At 41.4% G+C, this 20,317-nt stretch carries 14 protein-coding genes and 1 pseudogene; 5 read left to right on the top strand and 10 right to left on the bottom strand.

Features of this window, described 5'->3' with window-relative positions; all coding sequences use genetic code 11:
* Window positions 1-8: 8 nt before the first annotated feature.
* The 4 genes from IM456_RS13515 to IM456_RS13500 all read right to left on the bottom strand — a co-directional run bounded on the left by IM456_RS13515 (window position 9) and on the right by IM456_RS13500 (window position 7,416).
* Window positions 9-2,030: a potassium channel family protein gene (locus IM456_RS13515; RefSeq protein WP_287691963.1), complete on the bottom strand. Its 2,022-nt coding sequence runs from the start codon at window positions 2,028-2,030 to the stop codon at window positions 9-11.
* Window positions 2,031-2,051: 21 nt separating this feature from the next.
* On the bottom strand, window positions 2,052-2,891 hold the full coding sequence (locus IM456_RS13510) for an SWIM zinc finger family protein (RefSeq protein WP_287691961.1): 840 nt from the start codon (window positions 2,889-2,891) through the stop codon (window positions 2,052-2,054).
* Window positions 2,892-2,904: 13 nt separating this feature from the next.
* Window positions 2,905-6,027 carry a DEAD/DEAH box helicase gene (locus IM456_RS13505; protein WP_287691959.1) on the bottom strand — a complete coding sequence of 1,041 codons (3,123 nt, stop codon included), beginning with the start codon at window positions 6,025-6,027 and terminating at the stop codon, window positions 2,905-2,907.
* A 408-nt stretch (window positions 6,028-6,435) separates the two neighbouring features.
* Entirely contained in the window at window positions 6,436-7,416 is a 981-nt protein-coding gene (locus IM456_RS13500) for a DUF3616 domain-containing protein (RefSeq protein WP_149987386.1), read from the bottom strand.
* 598 nt (window positions 7,417-8,014) lie between these two features.
* Between IM456_RS13500 and IM456_RS13495 the strand changes: the two genes are divergently transcribed.
* From IM456_RS13495 to IM456_RS13485, 3 genes are all read left to right on the top strand, one after another.
* Window positions 8,015-9,457 (top strand): sensor histidine kinase, encoded by a 1,443-nt coding sequence (locus IM456_RS13495; protein ID WP_149987385.1) that lies wholly within the window; start codon window positions 8,015-8,017, stop codon window positions 9,455-9,457.
* Between the two features lie 270 nt (window positions 9,458-9,727).
* Window positions 9,728-10,825: a saccharopine dehydrogenase family protein gene (locus IM456_RS13490; protein WP_149987384.1), complete on the top strand. Its 1,098-nt coding sequence runs from the start codon at window positions 9,728-9,730 to the stop codon at window positions 10,823-10,825.
* Window positions 10,826-10,828: 3 nt separating this feature from the next.
* On the top strand, window positions 10,829-12,511 hold the full coding sequence (locus IM456_RS13485) for a mechanosensitive ion channel family protein (RefSeq protein WP_149987383.1): 1,683 nt from the start codon (window positions 10,829-10,831) through the stop codon (window positions 12,509-12,511).
* On the opposite strand, the gene IM456_RS13480 is transcribed toward IM456_RS13485, so the two are convergent.
* Window positions 12,438-12,941, bottom strand: coding sequence for a hydrogenase maturation protease (locus IM456_RS13480; RefSeq protein WP_149987382.1), 504 nt, complete (start codon window positions 12,939-12,941; stop codon window positions 12,438-12,440). The genes IM456_RS13485 and IM456_RS13480 overlap by 74 nt on opposite strands.
* Before the next feature lie 198 nt (window positions 12,942-13,139).
* On the bottom strand, window positions 13,140-13,781 hold the full coding sequence (locus IM456_RS13475; RefSeq protein WP_149987381.1) for a Uma2 family endonuclease: 642 nt from the start codon (window positions 13,779-13,781) through the stop codon (window positions 13,140-13,142).
* A gap of 155 nt (window positions 13,782-13,936) precedes the next feature.
* On the opposite strand from IM456_RS13475, the gene IM456_RS13470 reads away from it, so the two are divergent.
* Window positions 13,937-14,620, top strand: a complete 684-nt coding sequence (locus tag IM456_RS13470; protein WP_287691951.1) for a Uma2 family endonuclease — start codon at window positions 13,937-13,939, stop codon at window positions 14,618-14,620.
* A 23-nt stretch (window positions 14,621-14,643) separates the two neighbouring features.
* Here the strand turns inward: IM456_RS13470 and IM456_RS13465 are convergent, their stop codons facing one another.
* On the bottom strand, window positions 14,644-16,056 hold the full coding sequence (locus IM456_RS13465; RefSeq protein ID WP_287691949.1) for an LCP family protein: 1,413 nt from the start codon (window positions 16,054-16,056) through the stop codon (window positions 14,644-14,646).
* 337 nt (window positions 16,057-16,393) lie between these two features.
* A complete protein-coding gene (locus IM456_RS13460; protein ID WP_149987378.1) occupies window positions 16,394-17,014 on the bottom strand; it encodes a GNAT family N-acetyltransferase in 621 nt (206 codons plus the stop codon).
* 306 nt (window positions 17,015-17,320) lie between these two features.
* On the opposite strand from IM456_RS13460, the gene IM456_RS13455 reads away from it, so the two are divergent.
* Window positions 17,321-18,562, top strand: a complete 1,242-nt coding sequence (locus IM456_RS13455) for an AmpG family muropeptide MFS transporter (protein WP_287691945.1) — start codon at window positions 17,321-17,323, stop codon at window positions 18,560-18,562.
* Between the two features lie 28 nt (window positions 18,563-18,590).
* Here the strand turns inward: IM456_RS13455 and IM456_RS13450 are convergent, their stop codons facing one another.
* Together IM456_RS13450 and IM456_RS13445 are read right to left on the bottom strand one after the other, a co-directional pair.
* Window positions 18,591-20,015 carry a PP2C family protein-serine/threonine phosphatase gene (locus IM456_RS13450; RefSeq protein ID WP_149987376.1) on the bottom strand — a complete coding sequence of 475 codons (1,425 nt, stop codon included), beginning with the start codon at window positions 20,013-20,015 and terminating at the stop codon, window positions 18,591-18,593.
* A gap of 117 nt (window positions 20,016-20,132) precedes the next feature.
* A pseudogene (locus IM456_RS13445) lies at window positions 20,133-20,317 on the bottom strand (RNA-guided endonuclease TnpB family protein); the annotation flags it as partial.

The raw sequence follows: 20,317 nt of genomic DNA, 5'->3' as shown, positions 1-20,317 counted from the left end.
CAAAATTGTTATTTTTGACTTGTAATCGGAATAGCCAAGGCTTGAACTTGAATTTTTTTTAACTCGGAAACTAATCGAATCGCCTGCTGTTCGTAGAGGGGGACGCCCAGAGTCGCCGGCAAATTTTCCATGAGATCGCTGGCGGTTTTCAGGGGACAATTAGAAAAACGACTGATTACGGTGGGTGCTTCTGCGGCAATATTGCGGTTAAAGGCTTTTTCCACCCGCACGCGCCAAGTTTTGGGAGTGCGACGACCCTGTTCCACCCGTCGCAGTCCGTTGATGGTGGCCAGCACGACAATGCGATCGCCGATGCGTAAGTTGAGATAGTCTTCGGGCATTAATTTCGGGGCTTGCCGTTCTCGTTGGTGTAGGATCGGCACGACTCGATAACCGTAGGCAATATCCCCGATCGAGCTACCATTGAGAGTATCTCCGGCTTCGATCTCGTATTCCGTCACCAGAATCGTTTTTTGCGCCCAACGGAACAGATAGATGATATTTTCTCCGAAAGCCGCTCCCGTAAAGGCTTCTGCCGCCACGGTGTTGGTTCCTAAAATGTGAGAGCGGGGCAGAATTTGACTTAATTGTTGACTAAGGTTGTCGTCGGTGGTGCGGATGACTAAGTAGCTTTGGGGGTTGAGTTTGCGGGTGGTTAGGGCCACTTCTAAATTGAGGATTTCGTCATCAGTAACAATCGCTATACTTTTAGCCCTGTCTAAATTGACATTTTTTAAAGATTCTTCGATATTTCCCGTCATCAGGGGCATTTTTGGCAGGATAGTTGCATCAAAATCCCTATTTAAGCTGACCCCAACGATTGCCTGTTGCATTTCTAGTAATAAATTAGCCACTTCTCTGCCGACTCGACCTAAGCCAACAATAACGATATGATTCTGTTGGGGAACTGGGGGACGGTTAGGGATAAATTGAAATCTTGATGATAATAAAGTTTCTGTCAAAATGGCATAGAGAACCCCGATAAAAGCGGTTCCAGCTAAGGTTAAAAAGAGACTAAATAGCTGCATCCACCAGGGAACCGCATTTAAATCTTCGGGGTTAGAGGCACCGAAAACATCACCGTAACCACCTAATAAAAGAATCGCCGTTCCTGAAAGAGCGGAAATAAAGGAAGCTCTCGGGGCGTAGAGATGGAAAAGAAAAGTCCCGATAATTACCAGCAGGATAATGATAAATACTGACATGAAAGCCACCTGGTGAATTTGCTGCTGAAAACTCAATTGCCAGAATTGTTGGATTTCTTTGCGTAATTTTTGCCCAAAATACCGCAACTTCTGGCGAGAATTTGACGGTTTCTGGCGGACAGCATCGATGTTTTGGTAGGTAGTTTCGATGGTGGTAATGGTATCACCGGCCCCGATAGTGGTGGTGGGGGACCATTGATAAAATCCGGCCCTTAAAGGTTCATCGGGGGCTGTGTGTGCTAACAGACGACGGGTGGGAGTATTTAAATCACCTAAAAAGCGATCGAGTAAACCATCTTCGGGGCTAATTTGTCTCTGGATAATCCGCAATTTCTGACCGTCGAGATGCAAAAAACCGAGGGTTTCCGTGCCTAATGTGGCTAAAGCAAAGGCATTGGCGGGTAGTTGGGTGGGTTCATAGGCGATAAAATTGCCTAAACGTTCCTTGAGTAGCTGATTGAGATTATCTTTAGAAGAACGCACCACTAAGCGGGTAAGGGGATTTAATTGCCGAATAATTAGGGCAGTAGTGGCATTAATTCGCTCATCACTGGTGACAATTAAAGCAGCCCGACAGCGATCGATTCCCGCTCTTGCTAAAATGTTTTTTTGACGACAATCACCGATAATTATTTCCTCTAATAAATCGGGAAAATCATTAATTTCCCAACTGGGAGGCTGTATTAGTTCGATACCGACGACGCTAACCCCAAACTCTTTTAAAGACTTGACGCAGTGTTGTCCGAGACTACCCAATCCACAAACTAAAAAGCGATCGGCTAACTTGACATTCCCATGGACAAAGCTGAGAGATTCTTGGTTCATAGATTCTGCTTGTCTTAAAAATTATAACATACCTGCATTTTTATTGCGTACCCGTTGATACATTTCTTCCATCACCTCGATAAAGGAGGTATCCTTATCCCAAAATGCAGGATAATCACCAGCTTTTTTAATGACAATTGCGGGAATAGTTGCGGATTTAACTAACTGAGGATTTTCGGGTAAACGGTGATGGGAGTGCCAAAATTCTTTGAGATCAATTGTTTGTGCTGCTGGTATGGTTTCGGGTTTAGTGTGATAAGAAGTAACCGGGTTAAGAGGAATTTCTTCCTCTTGGATGGAGGAGGAAAGCAGCTTACCGAGGGGAGTTTTTGCTAATTCTTGCAGTAATTTTTGACGAGAGATACCCCGTAATTCAAATAAGAGGAAAGGATCCTGATCTAATTGGGAAGCAACGAGGTAATAAACTCCAGCAATATGTTTACAGGGATTTTCCCAATCGGGACAGGAACAATTGGTGATAAAATCCTTTTGACTGTGGGGTAATAAGTGTAGATTCAGATCGCTAAATGCTTCATCAATATTATCGGGAACTTCTTTGAGCAGCAGTTTAGAGATCATACTCGCTCTTGAACCAAGATTATATAAAGCTTGTGACCACTCTGCTTTAGTAATTGGTTTAATCTCGATACTCACGCTATACAAAGGTTCTTTGTAAACCCCAAAGTAGGGATTAATGGAACCTCGCACCTGAGCAGTAATTAAATTACCGTCAATTTTGTAATTCTTGACTTTATCATTTTTAGCGTAGGAACGTCCTCGACTCAAGCGCGCTGAGTCGGTAAATTCCTCTAATGCTTCTATAAAGCGTTGTCCCCACCAAGTTTTACTAAATTTATTCATGGGTTTACCTCGATTAAATAATTGTCTGTTTATTCAATGCGATTAACTGACGAAAACTTTCGTTATCTAATTCCGTTAACCAGGATTCATCATTACTAACAATAGCATTAGCTACCTTTTTCTTTTCCTCGATCATTTCATCAATTCTTTCCTCTAAGGTTCCCAAAGTGACAAATTTATGCACGAAAACATTTTTTTGTTGACCAATTCTAAAAGCGCGATCGGTTGCTTGATTTTCCACCGCAGGATTCCACCAACGATCAAAATGAAAAACATGATTTGCTTTGGTTAAAGTAATGCCAACTCCCCCAGCTTTTAAGGATAAAATAAATACGGAAGGTTCTGTTTCGGGATGTTGAAATTCTTCGATCATTTGTTCTCGTTTTGGTTGAGAAGTCCCCCCGTGAAGATAATAGGTATTGTAGCGAAAAGTTTGTTTAAGGTACTTTTGTAAGGAGTCACCGATTTCAGTAAATTGAGTGAAAATTAGCAGACTATCTCCCTCTAAAATTACTTCTTCTAGCATTTCTCCCAAACGCTCTAACTTATGCGATCGCTCAGGAGTAAAAGCGCTGTTATCCTGTAAAAATTGACGCGGGTGATTACAAATTTGTTTCAAGCGCATCAGGGTAGATAAAATTAATCCTTTGCGTTTTATTCCCTCCGCTTCTTCTAATTGTTTTTCTACTTCTTTGATGACAACTTCGTAGAGAGAAGCTTGTTCTTTAGTTAAATTACAATACTGTTTGTTTTCCACTTTGTCAGGTAAATCTTTAATTATCTGCTTATCGGTTTTTACCCGACGCAGAATAAAAGGTTCCACTAATTTTTTGAGAACCGTGGACTGGAGACGATCATTTTGTTTTTGGATTGGCACTTCAAACGCTTTACGAAATTGAGTTTCTTTACCTAAATAACCGGGGTTAAGGAAGTTAAAAATTGACCATAAATCAAGCAGTCTATTTTCTACTGGAGTTCCCGTTAATGCGAGACGATGTTGTGCAGATAAACTCAAGATTGCTTTAGTTTGTGCCGCTTTAGGATTTTTGATATTTTGTGCTTCATCAATTACCAAACGTTGCCAAGATTGCGAGTTAAATAATTTCAGATCCTTGCGAACTAAGGTAAAGGAAGTAATGACGATATCCTTGTGACTAGCTACTGTCTGAAATTCGCTCTCATCTTGATAGCGCTTACTACCATGATGAATTAAAACCTGAAGATGGGGGGCAAATTTTTCAATTTCTTTTGCCCAATTTCCCACCACAGAAGTGGGTGCGACTAGCAGAGTTGGCAAAACATTATTATCTCCCTCTCTTTCCCCAATCAATCTAGCAATTACCTGTAGGGTTTTTCCTAATCCCATATCGTCAGCAAGACAACCATTTAACCCCAATTGTTCTAGGTATTGAATCCAGGCAACCCCGCGCTTTTGGTACTCCCGCAGCGTTCCTTGTAATTGGGGGGGATTTTCGATCGGTTCTAGTTGACTAGGATTTTGTAATTTCTCTAGCATAGAACCCAAAAAATCATCGGTTTCAACAATAATCTCTTCTGGGTATTCGGCAGCTTTTTTCATTAATTCAATCAGATTCATCTCAGGATTTTCCTGCTGATATTTCTGCCAAAAATCCAGCATTTGCTGCATTTTATTTTGTTCTAATTCTACCCATTGACCTCGAAATTTAACTAGGGGTGTTTTGGTATTAATTAATTGTTGCCATTCCTCTTGGGTAATAGTTTCTTCACCGATGGCTAGTTCATATTGATATTCAATGATGTTTTCGAGGCTAAAAATCCCTTTACTAACGGGGGTAGATTTGCCCGATTTAGAAGTAGTTTTTAGCCGAACTTTGGCGCGTTGACGACCTTGGGGAGTCCACCAAGCGGGAATAATTACCTTATATCCCGCATCTTCTAAAATCCAAGCAGTTTCTTTTAAGAAAGTAAAAGCTTCTGTAAGGTTGAGATAAAATCCCGTCGGTTTATCCGTTTCTAATCCTTGCCAAATGGAGGGATAAATACGGGCAGCATAACCCAAACTTAGTAAAATATTTTTGTCTAAATCTTGACCAAAATGCGCTCGTATGCTTGTTCTAGTATCGGGGACTGCATACCAATATTCGTCTAATTCTAATCGCAGGGAGGGGTCTTGTTTAGAGATGAGAATAAAAGTAATTTGCCACTGTTCAATATTATCTTCTGGGGCCTCGGTTAGTTTAAAACCAAGGCTAAAACTAGATATATTTTGGTCTCCTAGTAATTGCTGTCTCCAAGTTTGCCACTGTTGATATTTTTCTAAGGCAGCGGCAGTTTGCAGAAATCCAGCAGCTTTAGTCACAGAGAGGCAGTCACCTATAATTGTCTCGCCAATTTTTTTATCAAAACTGGCAGGAATTGCCGTATTAGTGACAATTTCATTGAGGAGACATTCGGAGAAGTGCCGGAGTAGGGTTTTGGGATCGTATAATTGTGGTGAAGCATGGGGATTTTCAGCACCAGCAAGACAAATGCGGGGAAGATATTCGAGATAGTGATCGAGATTGGTTTCGTAGGTTGCTGATATAATTTCCCAAAGAGGGTAGATGGCAAAGTTAGCGGTTTTCTGGTTATTTGTGGCTAATTCTCGATATTTAAAGGCAGGAATATAGTTATCTTTGAGAATTATTTCTTTAAAAGCTTGACTGTAGTGATACCAAAAAAGTAAATCTGCACCTAACTGAATCTCTGAGGAGTTGTAAAGACAGATAAAGTGCAGATCATTGAGCAGTTTAAGTACAGGATTAAGGGGATAACAATCAATTTGCCAAGATTGCCATTGGCTATTTTCTGGGGGTTCTTTTTCTAGATAACGCAGTAATTCTAAGGAGGGTAAAGGTTGATTCTCGTGACTAGGTAAAAGAAAGTAGCGGGGGACAAATTGCCGACTAAGAGGATTATAATTCGATTGAACTATTCCTAATTCTCCAGTGAGAAAGCTAGTTAATTCTTCTTTGCTTAACTGAAAAGGATGATAATTATCAGCAGTGGTGCGACTCTTTTTCGGGGTGCTAGTTTCTCCCCAAAGATAAAAGCTACCCTTCTGAATAAATTCGTCCGTTGATTGGGGAATCCAAGTACCGTGAAGAATTTTCATGGTTTTTAATTAGTACAAAAGAACTTGAATGAGAGCAAGACTTAGCCTCTAGAAAAATTGTAGCGATTATGGGAGGATTCTCCACACTTTTTTGTCCTTTTGCGAACCCAGAAGTCCTCTGGATAAGAGAAAAAGGTTAATAGAGCTTCTAAGACAAAAAACCATTGAGAAGACGTGATCAACGGTTTTTTTGAGCTTAAAGCTTATCCCTACATGGGTTGAAAGCTATTTTTATTCTAGGTTTTGTTGAGGTTCCACTAAGAGGGATGTCTAATTATATCAATTCTCCAAAATCCGGCTACAAGAGTTCGATCCCCCTGCCTTCGTCTCCCTTAAAATGGGAAAAAGGGGAAATGGGAACTTAAATTCGATGATTCGATGTCTAGTTTTTATGGGTGAGAATTGCTATTAATTAACTTTTACCCAAATACTGCGGAAATATTTTTCGGGACTATTTTTATCGGGAATATCTTTACAGGGAGTATTACCAACTCGCTCGATTGTACCATCATCGCTGAAAATCTGAAAGCGATCTGGGAAATGGGGATAAAACAACAAAGCTTCTGGACGAAACCCGTCAGGGAATTGCAGTGATTCTATCTTTTCTGGTGCATCTTCTTTTTTTCCTGACCAAGTATAGAAAACGAATTGATCGCCTCCATGAAATTCTCCAGCAATAATTAAATATACTTCTAAAGCTGGCCAAAATTCAATGCTACGAATTCCTAATCCTCCCAAATCTAACAAGATAGGATCACCAAATTCAGCCCGAGCATTGGTGGAATTAATAACTAAACTTTCAGGATTTTTTAGAGTTAATAAAAGAGCTTTATCGTTTGGTATAGGATTACGAAAACCGATTAAGATATTTCCGTCTGGAGTTGCCGTTAAACCTTCAATATTTAATCCTCCTTCAGCTTTAGGAGCTTTGGTTTCTGCCGTTTTGAAATCAAATATTTCAGCCAAGTCAGAGTCTTCAATAATATCGCGCAAGACTAACTGAGTATAAGACTCACCCACTTGAACTATACTAGAGCCGTCATCGTTAATTTTACTGGCAAAAAATTGATGACGAGGGAGTTTTCGTTTAGCATCTTTATTGCGTCCATGGGAAGTAATCCAATAGATTATGTCATTTAGTACAGTTACCCCCTCCAAGTCGATTTCTTTATTTTTAGGATTGTTTTTAAGCCAACCATTAATGTCAATTGTTTCCAGTGCTTTTCCCGACTCTTGAGAGGAATAAATCCAGAGAATATTACCTAATTCTGTATCCGCCTCATCATTACCAATAACAAATTTATTTTCTCCTAAAGCAGTGGCTGCAGAAGCATCACAAATTCCTTGATGTTTGATTTCTTGGATAATAGAAAAGTTGAGAGATTGCATGATTGTATTCTCCTTGTTAATTAGAAAAGTGAGGAAAATTATAGGCAATAAAAGACAAAAAGACAAGAAATCACTAGAAATAATCTAATAAAGAACTGGTTTAAATAACTAATTTCTCCTAATTTCAAAAGTTTGTCGAGTGTCATAATTTATGTTAGTACCTCCAAGACCCGATGGTTCCTCCCATTGACCTAACGTCAAGGCAAAAGGTTTTGGGATCAAAGATTGGTTAGTTCGGGAAATAATTGGGGAACACTTTAAGTTATTCAATGATAACTATAGATAAGCAAAAAATACTTAAATGTAACAAAAAAATACATAAGTGGGGAGGTGTAATTAAATATCAGACTTATCGAGATTGAATTGAGCCACGAATCCCACAACCGGCATAGGTGAACAACTAAAGATGAAGTGTAACCTAATTTGGTATCGACGACCGACTCCCCAAAACCAGAGACTTTGTACCTCACCATTAAGATAACTGTTATCAAAACGCGGATATCACTGCCAATAGAGTTCGGTTTTACCGTTATGGGATGAGCATTAACGGGGGTACTATTCTAGGTAAGGAATTTGTATCTAGTCAGTGATGAAGACGATGTTAAAGGGGTCTTTACCGAAATTAAGCGATATTTTCCCGCCAACTGACCATCAGGACCGGGAAACCTTCACCCCCAATGCTTTTTATCCTAATTTATCGGAATGGCTCAAGCGCTCGCAACTGAAAGCGGAAAGTGAATGGTTCGCAGCGATCGCCGCTTTAGAAAATATCTTATTACAAAACCAAAATAATGCTGCCGCCAGTCGGGGTTTAATTCTCTCCGGTCCGACGGCTTTAGTCAGAGAAAGCAAGGCTTTAACGGGTTTTGAATTCGGGGTTTTTACCGTTAAAGCTTTAAAACATTTGCAATGGCCGGGTTTGCAATTGCCTTCTCAGGAAAAATCCGCCGCCGATATTTCCCCGACGGAGATTCATGAATTGCCTCTCTTGCCAACGGATCCGATTGCTAATGAAAGATTTTGTCTGGTTTTTAGCGAAAGTTTCTCTCTTTTGCTGGTTTTAGGCGAGGATCAGTGGGGTTTGTCCTCTTTTCAATTTTCCTTTGATCCCGTCCTCACTCAGCAAGCTTGGCAGCAGTTGCGGCAACGATTAGTTAATCTGCGTTATCCGCAAATCGGGACTTTAGAGGCAATTATCGAGGCTAATGGCAGTCCCTCGCCGGATTATCGTCTAGTTAGCCAATTTAGCCGCCAATTACTGCAAAATTTACCCGACCAGTCTAATTTAGACCTGAAAAAAACGAAATCGCCTATCAATAGCGAAATCACTCCCCCAGAGGAAGATAATTCTAATTTAGAATCGGGTTGTGATTTGGAATTATTGCGCGCCTTAACCCACGAAATTCGCACCCCTTTAACCACCATTCGCACCATTACCCGATTATTATTAAAACGGGCAAAAGTAACGGAAGATGTGCAGAAATATTTAGAAACAATCGATTTAGAATGTAGTGAACAAATTCAGCGCATGGAATTAATTTTCCGAGCCGCAGAATTGGGTATTAATCCTCTGGTAGATAAACCGATTCAATTAATTCCAATTGCTCTAGAAAAAGTCTTTCAAGATAGTATTCCCCGGTGGCAAAAACAAGCTAAACGGCGCAATGTCAATTTAGAAGTTAATGTACCGAAAAAATTGCCTTCGGTAATTAGCGACCCGAATTTATTGGATCAAATGTTAAATGGAGTCGTGGAAAAATGTACTCGCAGTATGGCTAGTGGTGGCCTGTTGCAGGTACATATATCAACGGCAGGAAATCAATTAAAAATGCAGTTCCAAACTCAGGTAAAATCGCCTAATCTTACTCTCAAAGCTTTAGGAAAAGTCCTAATGTTTCAACCAGAAACGGGTAGTTTAAGTCTGAATATGAAGGTGACTAAAAACCTTTTTCAAGCTTTGGGAGGTAAATTTATTGTGCGTGAAAAACCCGAAGAAGGTGAGATTTTAACCATTTTCTTGCCCCTGGGACGCATTAAATAAGTTGGGATTATTCTAAAATTTTCATCTTGGAAAATGGGCAAATTTACCAAGAGGATGCTATACTAGGGCAACAAACATTGGGTGCATCTCATATTTGTGATTTTCTCTCACTTATGGTGAGCAGCAGAAGTTGTTCAAAGAGGGCGAAGGCAATTCGCCCCTACGATAATATTATTGCACCAATGGTAGGGGCGCACCGCGTGCGCCCCAAATGTCATCTAGCTATTTCTCCAAAATTGAGATGCACCCCAAACATTATTGATAGTTGCCATGGAAAAAACTGTTTTAATTTTAGGTGGCACCGGTCGCATTGGTCAAAGTGTAGCCCTAGATATTATTAATCATACTTCAGCTAAAATTATTATCACAGGACGCAAGGAAAAAGCCATTAAATTACTGCCAAGAATGCATTTTTTAGCTTTAGATTTAGAAGAAATAGACAAGCTGAGACAGGCAATTAAAAATAGTGATTTAGTCATTCATTGTGCCGGTCCCTTTCATTATCGCGATGGCAGGGTAGTAAAAATCTGCATCGAAGAAAAAGTCAATTATATTGATGTTAGTGATCATCGTTCTTTTTATCAAAAGTTAATCCCCTATCGAGAATTAGCGATAAAAGCGGGAATAACTGCCGTGGTTAATACGGGAATTTTCCCCGGTATTTCTAATAGTATAGTGCGAGAGGGAGTCGAACAGTTAGATAGGGTAGAAACGATCCGTTTAAATTATGCCGTAGCTGGTTCAGGAGGTGCGGGATTAACTGTGATGCGGACAACTTTTCTCGGCTTAAAAAAGCCTTTTTTAGCTTGGATTGAGGGACAATGGCAAGAGATTAAACCCTATACTGCTAGAGAAGTAATTGACTTTCCCGCTCCTTTAGGTCAAACTGGTGTTTATTGGTTTGATATGCCAGAAACCTATACTTTTGCTGAATCTTTTCAAGTGCAAAATGTGATCACAAAATTTGGTTCTATTCCCGATTTTTATAATCATTTAACTTGGATTACTGCCCATATTTTTCCCGATGCTTGGGTAGAAAGTTCTCGGGGAATCGAGTTTTTTTCCCAAGTTAGTTATCGCATGACAGAAGTAACCGATAAATTTTCGGGAATTGGGGTAGCAATGTTGGCAAAAGTCGCCGGATGGCAAGGGCAGCAAAAAGCAGTTTATCAAGCAACTATAGTCCACGAGAATACTGCTCAAGCAGCGGGTTGGGGAACTGGCAGCGTGGCAGAATTAATCTTAGCGGCAAAACTCCAAAAAGCCGGGATTTATCCGGTGGAACAGGTGTTATCCACAGAACTATTCCATGCTACGATGAAAAAAAGAGGTATTAAACTCGATCGCTCCTGTGCAATTGTGGCTTAGAAGATGAAAAAAATCTGGCGTTACCTAGGGCTGTTTTGTTTAGTTTTGTTACTGACTTTATCCCCCATCTTCATGATAGCGGCCCAGAATAATCCTGCTAAACAAGGACAGGAAACACCCCTGGAAACTTTGGGAGAAGTTTTTCCCGTCATGCTTGATAATCAAGAACTTTTTACGATTCGGCAAGGAATAGGTTCTTTTTCAGCGCAAGAAAGAGCGAAATCGATTACAGCCAGAATTGAAAAAATTGCCGATGACGATGTCCTTTCTCCTGAAGATTTAACCATAAAAATCGATCCTGAAGACAAAAACCCTTCGATTATTTTGGGAGATACGGTTATTGCTACTATTACTTCTAAAGATGCCAAATTACACTCAGTAAGTCAAGAAGTATTGGCCGAACGAGCTTTAGCAAAGATGAAAGCGGCCATTGTCCGTTATCGTCAAGAACGTCAACCAGATAACCTCTTAAAAGATGCAGTTTTGACAGTAAGTGCTACCTTGGCCACGGTCTTAATTTTCTGGGTAATAATTTTTATATCTTCGCGGGTTTTTCCCCAGAGTCAGAGATTAATCACCTCCCTAGTTCCTGGGGTCGTATTCCAAAATTTTGAGATTATTAGTTCCCAGACAATAGGAATTTTTTCCCTAAGAGTTTTGCAATTTATCCGAACTCTAATTATTTTAACTATTCTCTATTTTTATTTAACTTTTGTCCTTCGTCTTTTTCCCTGGACTAGAAAATTTGGTGATGGGTTTCTGCAATACTTTTTTAGTGCTTTGGAAGTTATTTCCCAAGAGATAGCAAAATATTTACCCAATATTTTTATTATACTGCTAATTGTTTTTATAACTCACTATCTGTTGAGAGCAATTAAACCATTTTTCACTGGATTGGAAAGAGAAAATTTAGTAATTAATGGTTTCTATCCCGATTGGGCAAAACCAACCTATAATTTACTGTCACTGCTGATAATTGCCTTAGCTATAGTCATCGCTTTTCCCTATCTACCCGGATTTAATTCTCCTGCTTTTCAGGGGGTGTCGGTATTTTTAGGGGTGCTATTTTCCTTGGGTTCTACCTCTGCTATCGCTAACGTGGTGGGAGGAATTATCCTCATCTATACCCGCTCTTTTCAACTAGGAGATAAAATTTCTATTGGTGATGTTATTGGAGATGTGATTGAAAAAGGATTATTAGTCACCCGTATTCGCACACCGGCTAATAGAATTATCACGATTCCTAATTCATCGCTGTTAAACACCAATGTGATTAACTTTAGCGTTTCTCAAAGGGAATTCAAACAACCTTTAATTTTGCAAACCACAGTCACTCTCGGTTATGATTTACCTTGGCGTAAGGTCCACGCAACCCTGAAAGAAGCAGCCTTAGCCACTAAATTTATTGTCTCAGAACCTGCTCCTTTTGTCTTGCAAACCAGTCTCGATGATTTTTATGTCAGCTATCAGCTAAATGCCTACACTGATCATCCTAGCAAAATGGTGTATATTTATTCTGAATTACATCAAAATATTCAGGATAAATGTAACGAAGTTGGCATCGAAATTATGTCTCCTCACTACAAGGCTCTCCGGGATGGCAATCACAGCACTATTCCTGAAAATTATCTGCCGGAAGATTATCAAAGTCCTGCTTTTGGTATTCAGTCAAATCCTCAGAAGTAATAATTTTCCTAATAGCTTTGATTGCGTTTGTCAAGCCCTTTTCAGTTATTGTTGATAATTCTTCACCAAATTCACAATTAATAGCAGGAATAAATATTCCCCAGGCCCTGGGAGTTTGTTGATAAATTGCTTGAGTTAATGCTAATAAAGAAGCGGGACTTTCTGCATGACCTAAATTATTCCATTCGGTAACTGCTGCTAATTTTTCTATCCGGATATCAGTTTGATTAGATAATACCGCATCAACAAAAATAACTAGGGAAGCGTCAGCTATATCGGCTGCTAACTCAGGAGTCAATTGATGGGTAGCGATGACTTGCACATTAGGCAAATTCTCCTCGGCAATAATTTCGGCTATTCTCACTCCCACTCCGTCATCATTTCTTAAAGTATTACCGTAACCGATGAGCAGTATTTTAAAATTATTCATGGTTAAATAGAGGAAACAGGAGTGGGAGGATTTACTTCGTTGCCATCAAAGACGCTGTCAGCGGGAAAAATTAGTTTAAATACTAAGTAGGTGGGTGGAATTAAATATAAGATGAACGTAGGTTGGGTTGAAGCGTGAAACCCAACGCCCGCTCATGTTACGCTACCGCTAACCCATCCTACAAATAATTGTGCCTCCCTACTTATAAAAATCTTCGAGATGTTGTTTTAGTTGACGAATTGCCATACTACTATTGCGATTGTCGGCAATTTCTCCACAGAAAGAAACTAGATTTTGTAGGTTAAAGTTAGGAAAATATTGACTTTGATGGCGAGGGATATACTCTTGATTCTCTAGCCAATAAATATAGAGATTTTTCTGACGATACAACCAAATTTCAGGCACTTGATAAGGCAGATAGTCATCCACATTCGAGTAACTGGTGACATCAATTTCTAATACTAAATCGGGGGGAGGATCATTTACCCAGTCAATTCTGGCTTTCCCTGCTATAGCCGGCCAATGGTCAATATAAAAACTATAATCTGGTTCAATACCACTTGTTTCTGGTAATTCCATGGTTACGGGAGTAAAAGCCTCGTACTCACGCCCCAGATAATCCAATAAGGTGATGATAATATTAGCAATTAAATGGGCATCACGTCCATGCTTAGGAAGTGGAGACATAAGCAAGACTTCTCCATTGTGATATTTGATTTTAGGCTGAGAATTGTCGCCCCTTTGCCGAGACAAAGTTTGATAATCTAGCCAAGTGGCAGGTAATCTCACTAAGGACCCCGCCGGTAGCTCGATTTTATCTAGTGAAACTAAGGCAAACATGGCGCAAGGTTCCAGGTAAATGATCAGAAACGCTGTAAAATAAGTATAGGATATCTTCGATACTCTCGATGCACAGCTTAACCTAATCGATAAATTAACTGAGTCTGGTAAGAAAACTTAAGCCTTGATAGTAGTTTCTTGATGAGCCAAAAATTATGCTATCGACTAACACAGTTTCCCCCCATATTATTCCCACTCTCAAAAATGGTGATAGATTAACTCGTCCTGAATTCGAGCGCCGTTATCAAGCAATGACACAGCTAAAAAAAGCTGAATTAATCGCAGGAGTTGTTTATATGGCATCCCCCGTCCGCATCAAAAATCATGGCAATCCTCACGCTCGTATTATCACTTGGTTAGGATACTATTGGTACGTTACACCGGGGGTAGAATTAGCAGATAATACTACTGTGCGACTGGATGGGGATAATGAACCACAACCGGATGCTTTATTAAGAATAGAAACCGGTGGACAATCAAGCATTAGTGAAGATGGTTATCTGGAAGGTGCGCCGGAATTAATCGTGGAAATTGCCGCTTCTACTGCTTCCTACGATTTACACGAAAAACTCAAAGTTTATCGTCATCATGGAGTGCAAGAGTATATTATCTGGCGAGTAGATGACCAAGAATTGGATTGGTTTCGCTTAACTGATGGGGAATATTTGCCCCTAGAATCAAATCAAGATAAGATATTTTGCTCCCAAGTCTTTCCTGGATTATGGCTGGATAAAAATGCTTTATTATCGGGTAATTTATCCGAAGTTTTGGAGGTGTTAAAGCAAGGAATAGCTAGTCAAGAACACCAAAATTTTTGTCAAACTTTGGCTAATAAATAACCCGGATAAACTTGATTTTTTTCTTAGTTGCCTAGGGATGGCTCAGAAAGATTAGCTGATTTTTCTTGCCAATCTTGACCGATTTTAATCGTCACATCAGAAGCGAGATTCCCCGTACTTTCCACCAAAACTTCCCCGACACCAAGGCTATTATGCAGGGCAGCAGCCAGGGAATCATCCCCTTTTTGAGCAATAATTTTGGTAGTTTCTAGAATTGGCGATGAAGACTTAGAGACAAAAACATTTTCATAACCCAATGAGCGCAGATATCTGACTAGAGTTTGCACCGCTTCTGGATTATCGGTGCTGTCTTCCACAGCTATGCGAGTCGGTTGCGTGGTTTCCTCAATGTCAGCCATAAAAGAGCCGTGGTTAAAATGTTGAGCCACTAGCTCTTGAATTTTACTTTGATTGGGTAGCCAATAACTGATCCCTTGCCGACCATCACCATTAAAGTCTCCGGGTAGCAGTAGCATTTGCACATCAGCGCGCTGAGTTTTGGAGGCAAAGCCGGCTAGAGCGAGTAACTCCTCTAAACTGAGATTAGTATCGATATGATTGCGGATAACCTCGATAATATCGGGAATTTTCAATAAAGTTGCTGGTTTTAGGGTTTGTTCTACTAAAGACCGCATTAATTGCTGTTGTCGTTGGATACGACCGATATCGCCGTTAGCATCGTAACGAAAACGGGCAAACTGGAGGAATTTCTCGCCGTTGAGGTGTTGTTCCCCTTTTTTCAGGTCAATGTAGAGGTGTTGACTAAAATCTTTGTACTTCATGTCTTTGGGAACATATACCGTCACCCCCCCCAAAGCATCAATTAATTTTTCCACACCCTGCACATTAATGCGAATATAGCGATCGATAGCCACTCCGTCCAAAAGATGACTAACCGTTTCCGCCGTTAAAGCAGGTCCACCGAGGGCGTTAGCTTCATTGATTTTTTTCTCCCCGTAACCCTCGATATCGGTGCGGGTATCCCGGGGGATGGAAAGCATGGTTAACTTCTGTCTTTGGGGGTCAAAACGCAGTAACAGCATGGTATCGGTTAAACCCTCCAAGGAATTAACCGGGGCATGATAACCCAGATCTGGGGTTTGTGCCTCCTTGACATCGGATGTCAACACTTTTGCGCCAACTACCAGAATATTAACGGGGCGGTTGAGGGCGGGAAGTTGCAGATTTTGATAGGATATCGCCTGCTGATTGTTAAAAGCGGCGGCTTCTTCGGGACTAAGAGCAGCTTGTCGCAAAGGTGTGGAGGAGAGAGACACGGCCAACATAGCCCCCGCCGTAGCGGAAACTAGGGCGCAGCCAGTTAAGCCTAGGGCTGTCAGGAACCATTTACCGGACAATCGCCGCTTTTTCACAGGTTTAGCCGCTAATTTGCTTGATTTTCCGCTTTTAAGCCTTGATTTCGTCTTATTAACCACAAATTGCCTCACACAGTCACTAATTATCTCCCTAAAACCATATTTTAAAGGGATGAACTATTTTTTTTCTCAGATACCCGGAAAAGATTATTAAACTAATCGGGTTTTTTAGAGAGTTAGCAGATAATATACCAGAATTTTTCCTTATAGTTCTTCTGCATGGCAATTTTGTCGAAATATCTAGGGTTTGTTTCGTGGGAGCGGGGAGTGGGGAATGGGGAAGTGGGGGAAGTGGGGAAGTGGGGAAGTGGGGAAATTGAACTAAAACCCCAAAACCCCAAAACCCCAACCCCCAACACCTAAAACCTGTCTCGGAGTCTCGGAGTCTCCTATCTCCTCATTGGCTGATTTTTTTGTGCAGAAATAACTTTTGTGGTCGATTAAATAACCAATTGATCAACCAACCGTCGGTTTTTTGCAGACGATAACCGCTACTTGAGTACAGTGACTGGGCCGCTAGATTATTATCGAGAACATGGAGGGAAAGTTCCTCAAAACCCCATTCTCTAGCGATCTGTTCACACTTGAGCAGCAATCTCCGGGCCAGACCGGCACGCCGGCGATCGGGACTAACGGCTAAATTAGAGATATAAGGAATGGGAACAGCTAAAAAAGAACTGGATTTTAAGGCGATTTCCGCCGTAGCAACAATAATTTCCTGAGGACCCGTGACGGTGACGCTGGTTTGACTGACTACCAGACAGTGATAGTAAGGGGTATCGGCGCGCAATCGTCCCCGTAAGTCCTCGTAAATGCCTAATTTAAAGATAGGACGCAGAAAAGACCAATAATTGGCCGTGGGGAAAAAACTATCGGTGAGAATTTCCGCCAAGCTTTTGAGATCTTGGCTTTGGGCCAAACGCACCTCGACGGTAATGGCGGCAGTGTCACCGGTCGCTTCCGAGTCGGAGGGATTAGACAATAGGTATGAGATAAAACAGGAGTCCACTTTAATCACAGGAGTCGGCAGGGAAGGTGGGGATGGCAGTCCTTATCCGGGAAGGATAGATAGGGGTGGGATTTAGTTGGGGGAATCAAGCATCTATCTTAGGGAGAAGACCGCAATTTTTCAAGACTACTGAATCAAAATCTCATCCATTCTACTGCCTATAGCCCCAGTTGGGGGAAAGACCGCTATTTTTCGGGAATTTTTTTTGATCGCCGGGCAATGGTTAAGATGGGATGATGCCGGTCAGAACTAATCTCTTTCTTTTTGGGTCAATTAACTATATTCTTTAATCTAATCTATCCTCCTATCCCCTCCATGATCAAAGAAATTTCCGCTTATTTGCAAGTGTTCCGCAGTCAAAAAATGGCGGCTTTGTTATTCTTAGGTTTCGCTTCCGGATTGCCCTATTTTCTCACCGGTCGCACCCTGCAAGCTTGGATGACCACCGAAGGAGTTGCTCTGCAATTGATCGGTTTATTTAGTTTAGTCACCCTCCCCTACTCTCTCAAATTTCTTTGGTCTCCCTTACTCGATCGCTATGTTCCTCCTTTTCTTGGTCGTCGTCGCGGTTGGATTTTAATCGCTCAAATTTGTTTAACTTTAGCGATTGGTTTCATGGCTTTTCAACAACCGCAACAATCTTTAGAATTATTGGCAATTAATGCTTTACTGATTGCTTTTTTTAGTGCCACTCAAGATATTGCCTACGATGCCTATCGCACAGATATTTTAGAAAAATGGGAGATGGGTGCGGGGGTGGCGATCGGGGTTTTAGGTTATCGTTTGGCTTTAATTTTAACTGGTTCGATCGCTTTAATTTTAGCCGATCACTTTCCCTGGCCCCTCGTCTATCTTTTCCTAGCTGCACTGATGGCTTTAACGATTATTTGGTCTTTTTTCGCCCCAGCTACTCCCCCTAGGGATGATACTCCTCAAACTCTTTTAGAGGCAGTTTGGTTGCCTTTCCAAGAGTTTTTTCAACGCTATCGATTAGGTCAAGGAATCGGTATTCTCGCCTTTATCGTTCTCTATCGTTTAGGGGATGCTTTAGTTAATAATATGGTGACTCCTTTTCTCTTAAAAACTGGTTTCAGTCAAACCGATATCGGGGCGATACAAGGCGGCATGGGCATGATAGCAACTATGGTGGGAGTTTTATTAGGTGGTTCCCTGTTAAGTCGTTGGGGAATTAATCGATCGCTCTGGATATTTGGCGGCTTGCAAGCTATTAGTAATTTAGCCTATTTTACTTTAGCAAATTTAGGGCAAAATTATCCTTTTATGGTCTTGGCTATTAATATTGAAAACTTCTGCGGTGGCTTAGTCACTGCCGCTTTTGTGGCTTTTTTAATGAGTCTTTGCAATGCTCGTTTTACCGCTACTCAGTACGCCCTCTTATCAAGTTTAATGGCCTTTAGTCGCGATATTTTGGTGGCTCCCGCCGGAGTTTTAGCTGAGGCGATCGGTTGGCAGTGGTTCTTTTTAATCACGGTAATTGCCGCTTTACCCGGGTTAGCGTTATTGCCTTTATTCGCTCCTTGGCAAGAGCAGGATTAAGCTAATTTATGAGCTAGGAAGTGATGATTTATTCCTCCGATTTCACTCGCATAACTACTAAAGTCATATCGTCGCTACTGTCATTTCCCAACCCAGTAAAAGCGGCAACTTTCCCAAATAAATATTCTAGAATCTGTTCGGGATCGGTGTACTGTTGACAGGCTTCTTTAACTGCCGATAGCCAATTTTTCTGATCAAATCTTTCCCCTTTCGAGTTAACTGCATCGGTAAAGCCATCGGTATAATAGATCAGCGTATCTCCCGCTTCTAATTGCACTTGGGCATCGTCATAGATAGAATCGGCCTCTAAACCAACTAATGTCCCTTCCGTGTCGAGAGACTCTAACGCTCCCGTTTTAGCCCGCCACCAGAGGGTGGGATAATGGGCAGCATTACTGTAGCCAAGACGGCGCGTCAGGGGATCATACTCGGAATAAAATAATGTCACGAAACGATGAGAATTATCGAGATCGGCATACATAACCCGATTGAGATGACGCAAAATCTGGGCTGGGGAGTGACGATTTAACACTTCCGCTCGCAACATTCCCCGGGTCATGGTCATCAATAATCCTGCCGGGACACCTTTACCCATGACATCACCGATCACTATACTCCAAGGAGCGGCACTAGCTTCCATTTCCGCCTCCCTTGCCGGTTTAAATTGATCGTAGTTGCAGGGGATAAAATCATAATAATCGCCACCCACGCGATTAGCCGTTTTGCAGTGGGCTGCCAATTCTACCCCCTGAATTTTCGGACATTGCCGGGGTAAAAGACGATTTTGGATTTCGGCAGCGATTTCTAACTCTCGATCCTGACGTTCCTTGGCACGCAATTCGAGCGTTAATTCATTATTAGCTATAGCCACCGCCGTTTGATCGGCCACTAGCTGCAGCAGTTTCCGACGGGTGGGTGTCCAACCATAATCGGGATCGCGACTGAAAACGTATAAACGCCCCCGCTCACTATTTTTTACTAAAACAGGCGTACTATAAACCTGCGTACCCTGTCCGAGAGTTTGCCGGATTTTATGGTCGAGACTATCGAGAAGCGATCGATGATTTTTATTCTCAAGTGCCGGTTCTTGGTTTAATTGTCGGATAATTGCCTCTAATTGTCGGCGTAGTTCCCCATTAATTTGATTATCTTGGCAATGGAGTTGATCGAGCGCCACTTGACCGTTATTTTTGCTCAAAATCAATGCCCCTCCCTCCGCGTCTGCCACTCGTGCGGCCATCAAGGGGGTAAGATCGAGGAATTGGTTTAAATTATTGAAACTCCGCAGGGCAAAACCGAGGGAACTTAAGAGATTTTGAACTTTGTTTTGTTCGCGATATAAACTAGCGACTAACTCTTTTAAGGCTAAAATTGGCTTGATATCGGTACTTTGATCGCCCATATTGACGGTGGGAGTGGTGAGGGTGTCGCTCGGTTCCGGCTCAGAAAGCATAAAATGATCTTTGTGGCGGTGACATGATTATAGCTAGATGGTCATTGGGTTATGACCTGTTTAAGTCTAACAGTATAGTCGATCTTTTCCTGACCGCCACAATTTAACCCTGATGTTTTACCATTTCCGTTTTTTGACGCTCCCCGTCTCTTTAGACGGGAATTCTTCGTTCATTGAGTCTCCGTTAGCAAGCAGGATTTCTCCAACCAACCAAGAGGGAATCTCTCCCGAAGCGTTTAAAGTTTGCGTGCGCCCCACGCTACTTAATCCCTTTTGCAAGATGTTTAAAGCGGCGTTTCTGT

This window comes from Microcystis sp. M079S1, assembly GCF_020246425.1.
Lineage (GTDB): Bacteria > Cyanobacteriota > Cyanobacteriia > Cyanobacteriales > Microcystaceae > Microcystis > Microcystis aeruginosa.
Note: the sequence above shows the minus strand (reverse complement) of the source record. Positions and strands in the feature narration are given on the sequence as shown.

Coding starts and splice junctions, on each gene's coding strand:
- IM456_RS13505 (WP_287691959.1), bottom strand. CDS start 6,027: ATGAAAATTCTTCACGGTACTTGGATTCCCCAATCAACGGACGAATTT.
- IM456_RS13490 (WP_149987384.1), top strand. CDS start 9,728: ATGGAAAAAACTGTTTTAATTTTAGGTGGCACCGGTCGCATTGGTCAA.
- IM456_RS13510 (WP_287691961.1), bottom strand. CDS start 2,891: ATGAATAAATTTAGTAAAACTTGGTGGGGACAACGCTTTATAGAAGCA.
- IM456_RS13495 (WP_149987385.1), top strand. CDS start 8,015: ATGTTAAAGGGGTCTTTACCGAAATTAAGCGATATTTTCCCGCCAACT.
- IM456_RS13450 (WP_149987376.1), bottom strand. CDS start 20,015: ATGCTTTCTGAGCCGGAACCGAGCGACACCCTCACCACTCCCACCGTC.
- IM456_RS13515 (WP_287691963.1), bottom strand. CDS start 2,030: ATGAACCAAGAATCTCTCAGCTTTGTCCATGGGAATGTCAAGTTAGCC.
- IM456_RS13475 (WP_149987381.1), bottom strand. CDS start 13,781: ATGTTTGCCTTAGTTTCACTAGATAAAATCGAGCTACCGGCGGGGTCC.
- IM456_RS13455 (WP_287691945.1), top strand. CDS start 17,321: ATGATCAAAGAAATTTCCGCTTATTTGCAAGTGTTCCGCAGTCAAAAA.
- IM456_RS13480 (WP_149987382.1), bottom strand. CDS start 12,941: ATGAATAATTTTAAAATACTGCTCATCGGTTACGGTAATACTTTAAGA.
- IM456_RS13470 (WP_287691951.1), top strand. CDS start 13,937: ATGCTATCGACTAACACAGTTTCCCCCCATATTATTCCCACTCTCAAA.
- IM456_RS13485 (WP_149987383.1), top strand. CDS start 10,829: ATGAAAAAAATCTGGCGTTACCTAGGGCTGTTTTGTTTAGTTTTGTTA.
- IM456_RS13500 (WP_149987386.1), bottom strand. CDS start 7,416: ATGCAATCTCTCAACTTTTCTATTATCCAAGAAATCAAACATCAAGGA.